Origin of the sequence: Secundilactobacillus mixtipabuli (genome assembly GCF_002217925.1) — a bacterium.
Classification (GTDB): Bacteria; Bacillota; Bacilli; order Lactobacillales; family Lactobacillaceae; genus Secundilactobacillus; species Secundilactobacillus mixtipabuli.
Map to the genome: position 1 here is coordinate 100,099 of NZ_BCMF01000003.1, position 16,896 is coordinate 116,994.

Here is a 16,896-nt window from a genome sequence, read left to right on the forward strand (position 1 = left end):
AAGAACTTGCCAATTATTCCGAATTATCCCAAAATGAATGAAGATAATAAACTTTGGGAGAATGAATATGAAAATTGAGTTACCAGATAAGGTAGTGGAACAGCTTCAAGTCAAAGGTGCTGATAGCGTCAAAATAGAGCTGCGCAATAATGATGCATTATTGACCACTAAGGCCAGTGAGATGTCGTTGTTTCAGCAAATATCGCTGTGGTGGTATCTAGCACCCGCAGTCATCAGTGCGCTTGCCTTTAACCTCTTTTTTGCGATGAAAAATAAGAATCAAATCCCATTGAGTGGGAATACCTCGTTGGGGACCACTGTGATCTTGGGTGGGGTTGTGATTGGGACGCTGCTGTTCGCCGTTTTCTTCATTCGCGAACGGCGCAATCAAACCAATACCTTTTCGGCCAATATTTACTGGCGGAATTTCCCAGTAGTGATCCTTTCCTTCGCGGTTATTCTAGGCTTAGCACTGCTAGGTGTTTTTTGGCTTTTAGGAACGATCTTTACCGGCGCAACGTTTGATCGCCTAACGTCCACCATTATTTTCTTTATTTTTGAGAGTATGATCAATTATCTGATGATTTACGCCGCTTTCTCGATTTCCTCGCGGACACTGGTCCAACTCTTCACGCTGGTGATCATTAGCGGCGCGGTGATTGCAATGGCAACGAACAGTACTCATAGATGGTGGCAGTATAATCTCAGCTTTTTGGGAACTGATTTAGCTAGCAATAGCTGGCAGTTTAATATTACGTTGATGTTTTCAGCTTTGATCTTGATAGCGTTGGTCGACTATATCTTCGTTTCATTAAATGCCATTTACCCGCGTTCGCCACGCTTACTGATTTTGCGGGTATTGCTAACGGCGATGGCTGTTGACCTGGGTGCGGTAGGCTTCTTCCCGAATAACGCGGCATCACACGTAATCCATGATCGGCTGGCTTCGTTTTTGGTGTACTTCATCATTGCTTTAATAGTAGGCATTCGCTGGCTGCTGCCAAAGATTCCAAGCGCGTTTTTACAGATGTCGTATGCAGTGGGCCTGATTTTAGTGGTTGCTGAAGTCCTGTTTAAAGTAGTAGGTTATTTGTCGTTGACTGCCTACGAAATTATTGGTTTCACCTTAGCCTTTGGCTGGGTCATTTTGCTGCTGCAATTCTTGCAGGAACTGATTGATCGGGGGACGAGGGTGTTTTATGTGAAGGTAAAGAGTGCGGATCAAGGCGATTAGAGAGAGTGTGAACCAAGGCGTTTAGAGACCGGAGTATAACAGCGCCCCACCATAAATCCCGAACCTGGATTTGTGGTGGGGCGCTGTTATATGCAGGTCTCTGCCTTGGTGAGCACGTTTAGGCTAGGTAACAGCAAGGCGCAAAATCCTGAACTTGGATTTATGGCGGGGGCTTGTTCTGTGCAGGTCTCTGCCTTGGTGAGCACGTTTAGGCTAGGTAACAGCAAGGCACACACTAAAAAGTGATGATTTAATAAACGTTCTTCTAGCAATTTACCCCCAAATTACGTACTATAAGAGCAGTCGAACCGAATGCCTTAAGAAATGAGGGGATTCAATTGAAGAATAGATCTAGGTGGTTGCTGGGCACCTTTGCTTTGGTGACCGCAATTGTGTTAGCTGGCTGCGGCAACAGCAGTAGTCAGGGGAGTCAAAAGAGTATTTCGCTGATGCAGACTTCAGATTTAACGAGTCTGGATAATACGAATCAGGCCACGATGCCTGAATTCAATACCCTAACGAATATTTCCGAAGGCTTGTACCGGTTGAATGCCAAGGATCAGCCGGTGCCTGCGATGGCGACTAAGCTTGAGAAGCCAACGGATAATGGCACTAAGTACACGTTCCAAATTCGTAAAAATGCCAAATGGAGTAACGGTGATCCCGTTACTGCTGCGGATTTCGAGTATTCATGGAAGCGGTCATTAAACCCGAAAAATAATCCGGTTTATACCTATGTCTTTAGTGGTATTAAGAACGCGGATGCGATAATTGCGGGTAAGAAGTCTTATCAAACATTGGGGATCAAAGCGACTGGTGACAAAACGTTGACCATTACGCTGGATCATCCAATGGCTTATTTCAATAAGTTAGTTGCCATGCCAGTTTTCATGCCGCAAGATAAGAAGTTTGTGGAGAAAGTCGGTACCAAGGCATACGGCACCTCTGCTAAGAATACGGTGTCTAACGGGGCCTTTAAGATTACTGGCTGGACTGGGACTAATTCTCAATATACGCTGAAGAGGAATTCTCATTACTGGGATCAAAAGGCCATCAAGTTGGATGAGATTAAGTATCAAACGGTAAAAGATGCCAATACGGCGCACAATCTGTTTACCAGTGGTAAGCTGGATGATGCCACGATTTCAGGTGTTACGGCTAAGAGTTTGCAGAAGAATAAGAATCTCAAACGTGTACCGAAGGCCTGGACGTACTATTTACAGCTTAACCAGCGTAACGGACAGCCAATGGCCAACCAGAAACTGCGTGAGGCTATTTCATTAGTGATCGATAAGCAGCAACTGGCTACTAAGGTATTAGCCGATGGCTCAACACCAGCCAGCAGTTTCGTGAGTCCGGGAACGGCAACTGACCCGACGACTGGTCGTGATTTCAGCAAGGAGACCAGCACAACTTATAAGCCAAACGTGAAAAAATCCCAGCAGTTATGGACTGAAGGCTTGAGAGAAACGGGTGCTAACGGCACTGTCAAAATGTCGATTATTGGCGATGATCAGGATGTGACCAAGAACGTGGCGCAATTTGTTCAAAGCCAGATTGAGGAGAATCTCAAAGGTGCCAAGGTCGATATTAATAATTTGCCAGATAAGGGCTTTGCAGATCGCAAAACCAATGGAAAGTTCACGATGAGTCAGTGGTACTGGCTGGCGGACTTCGCGGATCCAATCAACTATCTGGGAATTTTGACTTCCGGAAATGCAATGAATCCGGGGCACTATAACGACAAAACTTACGATAATTTAGTCAATAAAGCAAAAACTGCCTCCACTCAAGCAAGTTACTGGAAGTATCTCCGTCAGGCGGAGGAGCGGGTGCAGAGTCAAACGGGCATCATCCCACTGTATTACGTTAAAGAATCCCACTTAGTGAATCCCAAACTGAGCGGCGTGGAATATCATGTTGCGGGGTTTGCGGATTATACGAGAAGTGCGAAGTAGAGAGTGCGGATCAAGGCGTCTAGAGACCGGCGCGTAAGGGGACCCCACCATAAATCCCGAACTTGGATTTGTGGTGGGGTCCCCTTACGCATAGGTCTCTGCCTTGAGGAGCACGTTTAGTCTAGATAACAGCAAAGCGCAAAGCCCCCGAACTTGGATTTGTGGTGGGAGCTTCTTCTATGCAGGTCTCTGCCTTAGTGAGCACGTTAAGGCTAGATAACAGCAAAGCACGGACCCCCCAATCTACCAAACACTTCTCCGCAGATTAAATGCCCCACCTATTTACATTAGCCCCCAACTTCTCTAAGATAATATTCAGTAACTTTTAATCTGAGGAAGAGGGTCAATGAATGTGACCGATAAGCATAAGGGGTTAACTTTTGTCATTGCCGGCACTACGTTGTGGGGGATGTCCGGTGTTGGTGCACAATACTTATTTTCTCATCAAGCAGTTGAACCAGGCTGGCTAGTCGGTGTCAGGTTAGCGATTGCTGGCGTTTTACTCGTCATCTGGGGAGCTTTCAGTAATTTTCGCGCACTGATTTCAATTTGGCGGGACCGTTCGGATTGGCTGTTACTGATTGTGTTCGCGTTATTCGGGATGATTCCGTCGCAGTTCTCCTATTTTATGGCGGTCAAATATGGCAATGCACCAACGGCAACGATTTTGCAATTCCTTGGCCCAGTTTTCATTATCATCTACCTTGCGTTGCGACATTGGCGACTGCCACGGCGAATTGATGTTATCTCCATGTTGATCGCACTGCTGGGCACCTATTTGCTGGTGACTAAAGGCCGGTTTGACAGTTTGCAACTCGCACCAGCTGCAGTGTTCTGGGGAGTCATGGCTGGGGTGGGTCAAGCGCTATACACGCTGATTCCCATTCGATTGCTCAAAAAGTATGATCCTAAGATCATCACCGGTTGGGCGATGCTGATCGGCAGTTTAGTTTTCATGCCGCACATTGTCACCACGCCGATACCAAGGCTAGATGTTCTGGAATGGTCCGCGGTGTTATTCGTGGCAACTTTCGGGACCATGTTTGCTTATTTGCTGTATCTGACGAGTTTAAATTACATTCGGCCAACCACTACGGGGATGTTAAGTTCTTTTGAACCCCTAACGGCAACCTTCCTATCCATTATCATTTTACATACTGCGTTTGGTTTGCCCGAAATGTTAGGCGGTGCCATGATTTTAGCCACTGCCTTCTTGCAGGCGTTCGCCGTTCGACGACCCCGGCAAGCAATCAAAAAAGCGTCCCACCAATAAAGGTGAGGCGCTTTTGACGTTTTTAGTCCACGGTTACCGGCCAGTTGGAGCTTGTGCAGCTTCAGAATGCTTGGCTGGCACCGTTTGTCTTTTTGACATTAATAGATTTAAAATGATCGCGCTAATGGCAGCAATCGTAATCGGTGACCCGAGCAGATATTGCAGCATTTGCGGTGCTTCACTGGTGACCTTGGATGGTAATAAGACCATCGCCATGGTTAAGACGATTGGCACGCCAATGATATAAATGGCACTTTCGCCAGTCTTTAAGTAACGAACCACGTTAAGGCCATTCAGCATAATAATGACACAGATAATGGAATAAACACCGCCGATGACTGGAGCAGGGACCGCCGCGAAGAACGCTGACAGCTTGCCGCAGAAACCGAGGATGATGAACCAGAAGCCAGCTGAGATGAAGACCCGTTTGCTGGCAACACCAGTAACGGAAACCACACCAGCGTTGGTTGAATAGCCGGTCATCGGGGTGGCACCCAGTAGCGCTGCGAGCAGGCAGCTGAGTCCTTCACCAATGATCCCCATGTTCCATTGTTTCTTAGTGATCTTTTCACCCGTAACGGCACTCATAGCAAACCAAGTACCAGTCGTTTCAGTTGTTAGCACTAAGTAAATGACAACAAACGTTAAAATAGCGGGAAGTGAAAAATGCATACCATAGTGGACCGACGTAAATTGAGGCAAGCTAAACCATGGTGCGGCTTTAACAGTTGACCAATCGAAGCGGCCCATTAAGGTGGCCACTGTAGAACCGATGATCAGTGCAATGATGATTGAACTGACCTTCAAAGCCTTCCTTAACTGCGGTACCTTGGTACTTAAAATAATTGCGATCAGCATGGTAATCCCCGTTGCTGCGGCAATGGTCATGTTGGCATTAATATTGCCTGGGGCATCAAAGATATTGTCGTTTAAAGCGCCTGGTAACAGCGATAAGCCCACACAAGTGATAATCGTACCGCCAACGATGGCGGGGACTAACTTAGAGATGACTTTCTGAAAGACACCAGTTACGCCTAATGCAATCAGTAAAAATGATCCCACAACTAACGACCCTAAAACGGTCGCCATCCCACCGTGCGCACCGCCATTTGCCAGATAAATCCCAGCAACGGCGCCGACAGGAACGAAGGATGGCCCCTGTGAAACGGGCAATTTTAGAAAGAACCGAGTTTGTAGAATAGTTCCCAGCCCACAGGCGATGAAGGCTGCCTGTAAAAAGCCGCTCTTTTGAGCCACGGACATCGATAATAAACCGGCCATGATAATGGGTGCCACGTACACGTCCATTGCAAGCACGTGCTGCAAACCTAAGAAGCCAGCCTGCGTGTAGGGTACTTTATCTTCTGGGCCGTACAATAAGCCATTTTGTTTGCGATCCATAATATTGGTTATTCTCCCTTTGAATTGACTTGAGTTCCTTGAACATCATCAACCGTCTGCTTAGTCGTTTGATATATCGGTTATGTCAAAGATTGGCAACACTGTCAGGTGGAATAGAGGGTGGGCAGTGAAACCAGTTTTAAGGCGGCTAAGTAGCCAAGTATGATTTTCCTCCTTGGCATTTAGGTAGTGGCTGTTACACCATACCTAGTCAATACTTCGCTAAGTTTGCGACAAATGTAACCACCTCACTTTACGATTTAGTTTTCAAAAAACGTTGAAAAAGAACGAATGTTGTATATTAAACGGTTCGCATTATTCGTCTCAATGTCTTGTCAGTTATTATAGGCACTTCAGACCGGCGTTTCAATGGAATTTTACGAACTATTTAAACTTTAATGTGGGGCATGACAATATGCAGGTTGGCAAAAAGATTGTTACCGGTTTCGTTACTGCTAGTAAGGATTTGGCCAGTATGCAGTTGGATGATAAATAATCGCTGGATGAATGATTATTCAAATTAGATTATAGAAAATCCTCATTGAAATCTAATTATTGGTCTACATAGCCGAATCGTGCTCAGCAACTCAGGCTCCGGCCATATAAGCAACAAAAAAACAGGTATTCCAAGTGCAGGAATACCCATTTTTTTGTTGCTTATATTCTGGAGCCTACCGAGTTGCTTCGCACACTACACAAAAAAGCCCCACGAATAGATTTCGTGGGACCCTCTCTTAAGTATCAGCTAGTTAACTGAAGTCTCCGTAGCTGATGCTTTAAGACTTATTCCGTAACTCAAAGCATCACCCCCTTTTTTGATTGTGGCTATAATACAATGATATTTGCGAAATGTCAACACCTTGCGTAAATCGCTTAACAGCGGTGTTTGTAGCCAATCTTAAAATTGAAATTAATCGAACTCCTCGTACTCATTCGGGTCTTGGCTTTCGGTTCTGCCATCTGGTTTATCCAAGAAATTGATGGCCTGAATTTCAGTATCCGTTAGCTTAAAATCGAAAATATCCAGGTTTTGCCGTTGATGAATCAGACTGCTGGACTTAGGAATGGGGACGACACCCCGTTGCGTGTGCCAGCGTAAAATAATTTGTCCCGTATTCTTATCGTACTTTTTGGCCAACTTTTGAATAATCGGTTCCTTTAGCGAGTTGCTGCCACGGCCCAGCGGACTCCATGCTTCGGTGGCGATTCCCCGTTCTTTATCAGCCTGTAAGTTCGCTTCGTTGATCCAGTACGGATGAATCTCAATTTGGTTCACAGCAGGAGTAACACCGGTTTCGTTGATCAAACGATCCAAGTGTTCAGGCATGAAGTTGGACACGCCAATCGTATGAATTAAACCAAGCTTTTGCGCGGTAATCATAGCCCGCCAAGCCTCCACGTAGTGATCACGCTTAGGCAATGGCCAGTGAATTAAGAACATGTCGAAGTAGTCTAATCCCATCCGGGCCAATGATTCGGTAATGGCGTTCAGCGCGTCATCATACCGGTGATACTTGCCAGGTAATTTAGAAGTCACAAAGAATTGGCTGCGAGGGATACCACTTTGGCGAATGGCTTTACCCACGATCCCTTCATTGTCATAATTCGTGGCACTGTCCAGTGACCGGTAACCATCGTGAATGGCCGACAGGATTTGGTCGAAACCTTGGGCACCGCGAATTTGATACGTTCCTAGTCCCAACATTGGCAGCTGGTGACCATCATTTAGTAAGACGTTTGGAATTGTCATTAACTGATCCTCCTTCATGATATTGCCTTTATTATAAGGGTTAGAGTTTGCTCTAAGTCAAACATTAACCGTTATATTTTATATTGACCCGCTAGTCATTGACTTACTGGTCAATAGGGGATATACTCTGTGTGAAATTAAAAGCAGCCCATATTGAGAGTCACTGATAAGGAGGGGACAACGATGACACAAACAGTCGTAAGCATCAATCATTTACAGAAATCGTTTGGTAAGTTTCAGGCATTAAAGGACATCACTTTTGATGTGAACGCCGGGGAGGTATTTGGCTTCATTGGGCCAAACGGGGCTGGTAAATCTACCACGATTCGGGTATTACTGGGGATTCTAAAAGCCAGCGGCGGGCAAGCCACCGTGTTTAACGAAGACGTGTGGCAGCAGGCCGTTTCCATCCATAATCGGATCGCCTATGTGCCAGGTGACGTTTATCTGTGGCCTAACTTAACCGGTGGTGAGATGATTGATTTTCTGCTCAAACTGAATCATCAAAAGCACACGGCTAAAACCGATGAGCTGATCAAAGAATTTGAGCTGGATATTAAGAAAAAATCACGGGCGTATTCGAAGGGGAATCGCCAAAAGGTGGCGTTGATTGCGGCACTATCTACGGAGGCTGATCTATACATCTTTGATGAACCGACTAGCGGGTTGGATCCCCTCATGGAAGAAGTCTTTCAAAAGCACGTGTTAGCTTTAAAACATTTAGGCAAGAGTGTCTTACTCTCAAGTCACATTCTGTCCGAAGTGGAACGGATGTGTGATCGAATCGGCATTATTCGAGCCGGTGAAATTGTTGAAACTGGGACGCTGGATCAGATGCGGCAGCTAACACGAACGCAGGTGATCGTTCAAACCAAACAGCCGCTATCAGGTGTTGAATCATTACCAGGGATTCACGGCTTCAAGCGCGATGAACAGCTGGAAAACAAAGCGGTGTTTGCTGTCGATACGGCCCAAATCGGTGCGGTGATGGCTGAACTGGCTAAGTGCGAAATCGTGGCCTTACAAACCACGCCGCCAACCTTGGAAGATCTCTTTATCCGTTACTACAATACAGAGGGGGCGCAGGGTGATGACACAAAGTAATCAAACTGCTCAAACTGGTTATCTGACACGGATGTATCTGCGTCACGACCAGTTTGCGATTATCATTTGGCTGCTGGGTATTGTGAGCATGGTGGGCTCCGGGGCCAGTAAGATTATTGGCCTGAGCGGCAGTGACAAGCAGGTCGCTTCGCTGGTAACGACCCTTGATACACCATCAATGGCTGCCCTGTTCGGACCCTTCACCGCGGTGAAGCCTTATACGACGGCGGCTATCTTTGCGGCCACCATGATGGTGTTCACCGGGTTACTCATGGCCATCATGAACATTTTCTTTGCGGTTCGTAACACGCGGACGCAAGAGGATAACGGTGTGTTGGAAATGGTCAGAGCTCACAGTGTCGGCCGTCAAAGTCCTCTGCTAGCCACCATTTATGAACTGCTGCTGATCAATTTATTTGCCGGCATTCTTTCCGCTGTGACGCTGCAAGCCATCAATATGACTGGCGCGGATGCCACTGGTGACTGGCTGTTTGGCATGGGCCTCGCTGCGGTGGGGATCATGTTTGGGGCCTTTACCCTGTTTTTAGCTCAGCTGGCTAGTAACGCGCGCGGCGCCACGACTATGAGTTATGGTTTGTTGGGCCTGCTATATATATTGCGGGCGTTGACGGATGTTCAAAACGTGAAGTACACGTGGTGGACCATTTTTGGCTGGGTAGAAAAGGTGGATCCTTATGGTAAAAACCGTGTATCCTCAATTTTATATATGGTGGGTTTAGCGGTGATCGTGCTCGGACTGACGTTGGTAATCAGCGCTGAACGTGATCTTGGCGCTGGTCTGTTACCAGATCGGCCGGGACGGGCACACGCGAGCGCGATGCTTGCTGGGCCAACCACGTTAGTCTTTCGGCTAGAACGAACCAGTATGCTTGCTTGGTTCGTAGGCTTGGCAGTGTATGGGGCTAGTATGGGAACGTTATTTGATACTGTTGGTGACATGATGAAAAATAGTCCAATGGTTGCTAAAATTATTGGTCCCGCGGCGGCTGCTTCAGCGGGCCGCACCGCTACCTTGCAGTTTGCTGCCATGATGAGCGTGGTCATGGCAATTGGTGCCAGCGTTCCCGCCATTGCCACCATGTTGCGGCTCAACAGTGATGAACGGAAGGGCTGGCTGGAATCAGTCCATGCGCGCAGTGTCTCCCGGTGGCACTTATTCAGTGCGTACACCTTAGTCAGCACGGTTGCTGGCCTGCTCACCTTATTCGCTGGTACGTTTGGCATGGCGCTGGGGAGTCAGGAAGCCAAACAGGCCTTTGATATTGGTCGGCTCATGCGGTCATTTTGGGCTTTTGCCCCCGCCGTGTTGGTTGTTGTCGGTGTGGTTGCTGTCGTGCTTGGTCTACTGCCACGTTATCAGCAAATTGCTTGGATCATTCCCATCTACGCTTTGCTCTCGATTTACCTTGGCGGGTTACTCGATTTTCCAGAGTGGACTAAAAAATTGACCCCGTTTGGCTGGATCAATAAAGTACCGTTAAAAACCGTTCAATGGAATCAAGCCGGTTGGTTAGTGCTCCTGAGTATTGTGTTAATATTAGTGGGTTATGCTTTATACAAGCGACGTGATTTGGTTGAAAATTAAAGGGAGGGAGACTTATATGCTTGAATTAAATCCCGACATCCCAAAGGATCCGGAAAAAGTAGCGCGGATCATGGCCAGTGCGGTTAAAATTTTTGCTCAGCACGGTTATTTACAGGCGAAAACCGCCGAAATTGCGAAGAATGCTGAGGTGTCAAAAGGGATCGTTTTCCGCTATTTTGGCGACAAAGGCCACCTCTATTTAGCGACTGTCGCTTACGTCATCGACCTGCTGACTAAACGCGCCGATTTTAGTGTTTGGACGGAAGCTAGGGATCTAGGTGATATGATCGAACGGGCAGTTCGGTATAAGATTCAGTTGCAGCTGGAATATCCGGACGAGTTTCGCTTGTCCGTGCAGTCATTTGGTGAAATGAACGTGTTGCCGGAGGAAATCCGGCCAGCAATCGGTGAACTTTGGCAAAAACAAACAACGACTTCGATCGCCACACTAGAGAAGCCAGTATTGGCGCGGATGAAATTACGGCCAGGCGTGGACAAAGCAGTTTTGGAGAAGCTATTGACGGCGATCGGCAACGCGGTGTTTGCGGATGCCCAAGTCTTTATGAAAGCTCATCCGGACGCCAAGATAGAAGATTTTGAGCCGATTATCAGTCAGATACAAGCGGAGTATGATATTTTGGAACATGGTTTTGAAGCTGAGAGTGTGTGACAGAACTCGGTAGATTACAGAATTTAACGCAAAAAAGACTAATTCCGGCGAACTTTGTCGGAATTAGTCTTTTTTGCGTTAAATGGCCGGAATCTGAGTTCTGGCGCATGATTGGGCTATATTGAAGTGTCGGACCAAAGGCTAATCTTAACGAATTTTGTTAATAGATGGATTGAAATACTGACCAATATAGCCTTGTGGCACAGCTTCTTTATTTTATACTGCTGTTTTCGCTTTAAAGTTATGCGTGAGGTGCGGCCAAATATAGCGGTCGGCTGCAGCAATGATGACGCCGTTGAACAGGATGGAGAAGAGGGTCGCCAAATTAATGGAGTCAACTCTGCCCGTTGGGAAATAAGCGATGGCACAAACAATCAGCGGTGGCAGGAAGTCCAGCAGTTGTGACGCCGTGGCGTTCCCTTTCAGATACATGAACCGCAAGATGTTAGTGGTGTCATCGTTAGGGTGCATCACGATGTTAGCCCGCTGGTAGAGTGAGATGCCCACGCAAAACAGGCTGATACCCGTACAGCTGAGGACTAGGCGCCACATGATGGGCGCGGTGTTCACACCGATGGAATCAAACCAGCGCACGAAGTACTGTACGAACGTCCCAAAGAACATGACGAACAAGACTTCACCGAAGAACCGCTTGGCATCCCAATGGTGAATCAGAACTTGGTTGGTCGTCGCGTTGATCACACCAATGCAAAATAGCAGAACCCCTAGACCAATACCGGTCCAGTTATGTAAGTTAACCGCGGAAGCTGACCAAACGCCGCTTCCCATATTGCCGGCAATGGATAGCGCATTGCCAAAAGCATTTAAAATTAGACCGGCAATCAAGCCGATCCACCGTTCCTTCAAAGTATTCTTCACTTTCTCCGCCTCACTTCTTGATTAGTTTAGCATGATTTAGCAAAGAATGTAATGGGGGCGATTTAATTAGGAAGGCTGATCCAGCAGACTTCTTGGTAGAATCGAACTAATGACTTGTGAAAATTAATTGGTTGTTAAGGATCGGGCTGCGAGTTATAGAATCAATTTATGAATCACTTGTTTTAAAATGGTGAAAAGTGAGTACCAAATGATAATTTTATTAGCATATTTTTTGATTGACTATAAACGCCTAGTTGTCGGTGTTTGCAAGCAAGAATAATTAACGGAAAATGAGAATAACGGTTAAAAAATACTCATTTAATCTTGACAGCCGTTATTTTGAGTTTCATACTAGGCACCAGTTATTAATACGAAGCAAGCGACAAGATGAGTAAGTCTTGCGTGGCCTTAAGAGAGTTATCGGTTGGTGAAAGATAACGGCGGCGCAGTGCTGAATATGGTCTTGATAATCGCTCTACTGCTGAGCCAGTTGGCTAGGTGGTGGCGGGAACTCCCGTTATAGAGTTAGGGTATGCACTGATAGCAGTAAGTACTGAACCGCCGTTAGTTAGTACCCGATGAGGAATATTTCCGCGAGGGGTATTCGAACTAAGGTGGCAGCACGATTAAATCGTCCTTTTATTTAGAGATAAATAGGGGGCGGTTTTTTTTATACCTAGGTGCGGAAGCAGGCGGTTAGAGACTGAAGTGTAACGAAGTCTGGGCAGAAATCCCGAACTTGGATTTGGGACCGGAATTCGTTACACGCAAGTCTCTGCCTGCTGGAGCCCGATTAAAGAAGTAGCGAAGGAGCGACAGACATATGAGCGAAACAGTGACAAACGCAATTGAACTAAATAATATTTCAGTGAACTTTCAAAACCATGATCAAGAGATTGACGCCGTAAAGAACGTCGACCTGCAGATCAAACGCGGTGACATTTACGGTATTATCGGCTACTCCGGTGCCGGTAAGAGTACCTTGGTGCGGGTGATCAACCTGTTGCAGCAACCGACTCAGGGTTCAGTCATCGTCAACAACCAGGAGATCCTCAAGTTAAAGCCGGTTGAATTACGGCAAGCGCGTAAAAAGGTCAGCATGATCTTCCAGCATTTTAACCTGATGAAATCCCGCACGGTTCAGGGTAACGTGGAATATCCGCTGCTAGGAACCAAGATCAGTAAGGCTGACCGGCAGGCGAAAGCTGAGAAATTGCTGAGACTGGTTGGCCTCAGCGAATACGCGGGAACTTATCCCAGCCAGCTATCCGGTGGTCAAAAGCAGCGGGTGGCCATTGCTAGGGCATTAGCTAGTGACCCGGAAATCCTTATTTCAGATGAAGCGACCAGCGCCTTGGATCCGAAAACCACGAAATCAATTTTGGAGCTGCTCAAACAGCTGAATCGGGATTTAGACCTTACCATCGTACTGATCACCCACGAAATGCAGGTCATCAAAAGTATCTGTCATAACGTAGCGGTCATGGATGCCGGTGAAATTATTGAACGCGGGCCCGTGGCGAAAGTCTTCACGGAGCCGCAGCAAAAATTGACCACCGACTTCGTGGAAACCTCGACTAACGTGAAGGAAGCCATTGAACGCATTACCAGCACGATTAAGATCAGCGAGTTTAAGGACAATCAAGAGCTGATGTACTTCAACTTTATCGGTAATTCAACTAAGCAAGGAGTTGTATCAGAGTTCTCACAGAAGTATGGCATCGACGTGAACATCCTGTTCGCCAATATCGATCAGATCGATGGTGAAAACGTCGGCTATATGATTGCCGTCATTACAGGTGATTTAGCCGTTTTCAACGCCGCAATTCAAAGATTAAGCAGTGAAGGCGTTAAAACTAGAATCTTGACGAATGATGTTTTGGAAGGGGGTGCGGCTTAATGACAGCGATCATACCAAACGTCATCGCGATGAAGGGTGAGTTTATTCAAGCCACTTGGGAGACCATCTACATGACGTTGATGTCAGCCATTGTTTCAGCGGTGCTGGGGCTGCTGGTGGGGGTGTTGCTGGTGGTGACTCAGCCAGGCGGCATTCTGGAAGATAAGCTGACCTATTCAGTAGTTGATAAATTAGTGAACCTGCTGCGATCCATCCCGTTTATCATTTTGCTGGCGGTGATTTCACCACTGACGAAGTTCTTGATCGGGACAACGGTTGGGACGACGGCTTCACTAGTACCATTGATTTTCGGCATCTTCCCGTTCTACGCTAGGCAAATTCAAAACGCTTTGCTGGACGTGGATCACGGGGTCATTGAAGCAGCCGAATCGATGGGCTCCAGCCCCTTGGAAATTATTTTTCGAATCTACCTTCGCGAAGGGCTGGCCGATATTCTCCGGGTCTCCATCGTGACGGTTATCAGTCTGATCGGGCTAACCACAATGGCTGGTGCTATTGGTTCAGGTGGTCTCGGGGATGTGGCCATTAACATTGGCTACGCCCGTTTCGAAAATGATATTACGTTTACAGCCATGATTATTATTTTAGTGTTAGTGTTTGCAGTCCAGCTGTTTGGGGACTGGGTCGTCAGAAGAGTTGAACATCAGTAAGGAGTGTTGTATATGAAGAAAAGCGCTTATTGGTTAATTGGTATCGTGGTCGTGGTGGTTCTAGCCGGATTTGGGATTCACAGTATTTCCAGCTCGCAGGCTTCTAACAAGAGTCATTCGAGTTCAATCTTGATTGGCTCCGAAGGCTCTGATATTGATATCTGGCAACACATTGCCAAGACGGATGACGCTAAGAAATTAGGGTTGAAGATCAAGGTAAAAAATATCGCGGATGGGGTTCAGCTGAACAAGGCAACCGCGGATGGTGACGTCGACGTGAACGCCTTTCAATCCTGGTCATACTATTTGACCTATAACCAGCAGAATAAGGCCAACAAGTTAACGGCGTTAGGGACCACCTACTTGGAACCGATGGGGATCTATTCTAAGAAGTACAAGAACGTTAAGGATATCCCAGCTGGTGCGACAATTGCGATTGCCAATAATCCGTCACAAGCTGCTCGTGGTTTGATTCTTTTACAAAAGGCCGGTTTGATCACGCTGGATAAGAACTTTGGTTACGTTGGGACGCTCAAGGATATCAAGAGTAATCCGAAGCACTTTAAGTTCAGACAGATCGATGATACGACTGGTCCACGAATCATTAACGATGTGGACGCCGTGCTCATTTCCAACACGGTGGCACTGGAAGGCCATCTGCACGTGCTGACGGATTCCATTTACCACGAAAAAGTGGATCAATCCACCAAGGACAACATCAACATTCTGGCTACTTCTGAGAAGAACAAGGATAACGCCAACTACAAGAAGCTGGTTAAGCTCTATCACCAGAAGGATATTCAGAAGTACATCAAGGATAAGTATTATGGCACCAAGATAGAAGTTAACAAGCCACTCAGTTATTTGAAATAACAGACAATACAAAGGAGATCATTGATTATGGCTAAAGTTGAAAGTTTTACATTGGATCACACAAAGGTTAAAGCACCCTACGTTCGGTTGATTACTGAGGAACACGGGGCAAAGGGCGACACCATCAGCAACTATGATTTACGGCTCGTTCAGCCTAACGAAAATGCCATTCCAACTGCCGGGCTGCATACCATTGAACATCTATTGGCTGGCCTGTTGCGTGACCGGTTGGACGGTGTGATCGACTGTTCACCATTTGGCTGCCGGACGGGATTTCATTTGATCACATGGGGCACGCATTCCACCACGGAAGTTGCCAAGGCCTTGAAAGGGTCGTTGGACGAAATCGCAAATAAGATTGAATGGAAGGACGTACAGGGGACCGACATTTATAGTTGCGGTAACTACCGTGACCACTCGCTGTTCTCAGCAAAGCAATGGTCTCACGATATTCTGGAAAAAGGAATTAGCGACGATCCTTTCGAACGGCACGTCATTTAGGTTAGCAAGGGGGTTGTTAGCATGGCTAAATTAGCGATTGTAACGGGTTCAGGACAAGGTATTGGTGAAGGAATTGCGCACCGCTTAGCGAAGGATGGTTACGCTATTGCCGTAGCTGACATCAATGACACAACGGCCGCAAAAGTGGCACAGGATCTGCAGAGTGCGGGGTATAGCGCCAAAGCCTACCACGTGGATGTGGCCCATCGCGACGAGGTGTTTGACCTTGTGAATGCAGCGGTCAAAGATTTAGGGGAATTGGCTGTGTACGTCAACAACGCAGGGGTTGCCTTTATTGAAAGCTTTATCGATTCAGATCCAGCACAGGTTGAACGATTATTAGATGTGAACTTAAAGGGGACTTACTGGGGCATTCAAGCGGCTGGTAAGAAATTTAAGGAACAGGGACACGGCGGCCGAATCGTCAACGCTGCTTCACTGGCAGGGTATGAAGCTTCAGCTCTGCAAAGTGCCTATTCGGCATCGAAGTTCGCCATTCGCGGACTGACGCAGTCGGCAGCCAAGGAATTCGCCAAGGATAAAATTACCGTGAACGCCTATAATCCAGGCATTGTCCGCACGAAAATGCGTGACGCTATCGATAAAAAGACGGCGGCAATCAAGCACAAGACGATCCCGGAGCAGCAGGCCGATTGCCTGACAGAAATTGCCATTGGCAGGGAAGCCACCCCAGCCGATGTAGCGGAAGTGGTTGCCTGGTTTGTGAGTCCGGGAGCTGGTTATGTCACCGGACAGAGTTTGCAAGTTGATGGGGGAATGAGATTTCATTAGAGTGTGAGGCGAGGCGGTTAGAGACCGGAGTGTAAGGGTGCTTTACCAGAAATCCTGGTCTTGGATTTGTGGTGAAGCACCCTTACATGCAGGTCTCTGCCTCGGCGAACACGTTTACGCTAGGTAAAATCAAATAGCTTGAACCAAATACCAATAATAACAAGGCAACCAATTGCCACTCCAATTCGAGTGACAATTGGTTGCCTTGTTGTCTCTGTTCTAAATCTGCTTACACGTATTCATAAAAATTCACAATCTCGTTGATCTAGTAAACTACTTATCTG

At 46.9% G+C, this 16,896-nt stretch carries 14 protein-coding genes; 11 read left to right on the forward strand and 3 right to left on the reverse strand.

Features of this window, described 5'->3' with window-relative positions:
- Positions 1 to 67 precede the first annotated feature (67 nt).
- The 3 genes from IWT5_RS03210 (at position 68) to IWT5_RS03220 (ending at position 4,465) form a co-directional block, all read left to right on the forward strand.
- Entirely contained in the window at positions 68 to 1,234 is a 1,167-nt protein-coding gene (locus tag IWT5_RS03210) for a DUF998 domain-containing protein (protein ID WP_225360198.1), read from the forward strand.
- A gap of 338 nt (positions 1,235 to 1,572) precedes the next feature.
- A complete protein-coding gene (locus IWT5_RS03215; protein WP_225360199.1) occupies positions 1,573 to 3,192 on the forward strand; it encodes a peptide ABC transporter substrate-binding protein in 1,620 nt (539 codons plus the stop codon).
- 346 nt (positions 3,193 to 3,538) lie between these two features.
- A complete protein-coding gene (locus IWT5_RS03220; protein WP_089108508.1) occupies positions 3,539 to 4,465 on the forward strand; it encodes a DMT family transporter in 927 nt (308 codons plus the stop codon).
- A 33-nt stretch (positions 4,466 to 4,498) separates the two neighbouring features.
- On the opposite strand, the gene IWT5_RS03225 is transcribed toward IWT5_RS03220, so the two are convergent.
- Together IWT5_RS03225 and IWT5_RS03230 are read right to left on the reverse strand one after the other, a co-directional pair.
- On the reverse strand, positions 4,499 to 5,866 hold the full coding sequence (locus IWT5_RS03225) for a uracil-xanthine permease family protein (protein ID WP_089108509.1): 1,368 nt from the start codon (positions 5,864 to 5,866) through the stop codon (positions 4,499 to 4,501).
- 910 nt (positions 5,867 to 6,776) lie between these two features.
- Positions 6,777 to 7,616, reverse strand: coding sequence for an aldo/keto reductase (locus tag IWT5_RS03230; RefSeq protein WP_089108510.1), 840 nt, complete (start codon positions 7,614 to 7,616; stop codon positions 6,777 to 6,779).
- 183 nt (positions 7,617 to 7,799) lie between these two features.
- Between IWT5_RS03230 and IWT5_RS03235 the strand changes: the two genes are divergently transcribed.
- Genes IWT5_RS03235 through IWT5_RS03245 form a run of 3 tightly spaced genes read left to right on the forward strand, consistent with a single transcriptional unit; the run spans position 7,800 to position 10,996 of the window.
- Complete coding sequence (locus tag IWT5_RS03235; RefSeq protein ID WP_089108511.1) at positions 7,800 to 8,720, forward strand: ABC transporter ATP-binding protein; 921 nt, start codon at positions 7,800 to 7,802, stop codon at positions 8,718 to 8,720.
- Positions 8,707 to 10,326: an ABC transporter permease gene (locus IWT5_RS03240; RefSeq protein ID WP_089108512.1), complete on the forward strand. Its 1,620-nt coding sequence runs from the start codon at positions 8,707 to 8,709 to the stop codon at positions 10,324 to 10,326. The genes IWT5_RS03235 and IWT5_RS03240 overlap by 14 nt, the downstream gene beginning before the upstream one ends.
- Before the next feature lie 16 nt (positions 10,327 to 10,342).
- Complete coding sequence (locus tag IWT5_RS03245; RefSeq protein WP_159459273.1) at positions 10,343 to 10,996, forward strand: TetR/AcrR family transcriptional regulator; 654 nt, start codon at positions 10,343 to 10,345, stop codon at positions 10,994 to 10,996.
- A gap of 216 nt (positions 10,997 to 11,212) precedes the next feature.
- Here IWT5_RS03245 and IWT5_RS03250 read toward each other — a convergent pair whose 3' ends face one another.
- Positions 11,213 to 11,875, reverse strand: coding sequence for a DUF6198 family protein (locus IWT5_RS03250; RefSeq protein WP_501193765.1), 663 nt, complete (start codon positions 11,873 to 11,875; stop codon positions 11,213 to 11,215).
- Positions 11,876 to 12,710: 835 nt separating this feature from the next.
- Here IWT5_RS03250 and IWT5_RS03255 point away from each other — a divergent pair.
- From IWT5_RS03255 to IWT5_RS03275, 5 genes are read left to right on the forward strand one after another with little or no spacing between them, the layout of a single operon-like run.
- A complete protein-coding gene (locus tag IWT5_RS03255; RefSeq protein WP_439959077.1) occupies positions 12,711 to 13,775 on the forward strand; it encodes a methionine ABC transporter ATP-binding protein in 1,065 nt (354 codons plus the stop codon).
- On the forward strand, positions 13,775 to 14,446 hold the full coding sequence (locus IWT5_RS03260; protein WP_089108515.1) for a methionine ABC transporter permease: 672 nt from the start codon (positions 13,775 to 13,777) through the stop codon (positions 14,444 to 14,446). The genes IWT5_RS03255 and IWT5_RS03260 overlap by 1 nt, the downstream gene beginning before the upstream one ends.
- A gap of 12 nt (positions 14,447 to 14,458) precedes the next feature.
- On the forward strand, positions 14,459 to 15,319 hold the full coding sequence (locus IWT5_RS03265; RefSeq protein WP_089108516.1) for a MetQ/NlpA family ABC transporter substrate-binding protein: 861 nt from the start codon (positions 14,459 to 14,461) through the stop codon (positions 15,317 to 15,319).
- Positions 15,320 to 15,346: 27 nt separating this feature from the next.
- Complete coding sequence (locus IWT5_RS03270; protein WP_089108517.1) at positions 15,347 to 15,820, forward strand: S-ribosylhomocysteine lyase; 474 nt, start codon at positions 15,347 to 15,349, stop codon at positions 15,818 to 15,820.
- A 21-nt stretch (positions 15,821 to 15,841) separates the two neighbouring features.
- The gene (locus IWT5_RS03275) at positions 15,842 to 16,612 is read left to right on the forward strand and encodes an acetoin reductase (protein WP_089108518.1); all 771 of its coding nucleotides are present in this window, start codon (positions 15,842 to 15,844) and stop codon (positions 16,610 to 16,612) included.
- The last annotated feature ends 284 nt before the right edge of the window (positions 16,613 to 16,896 follow it).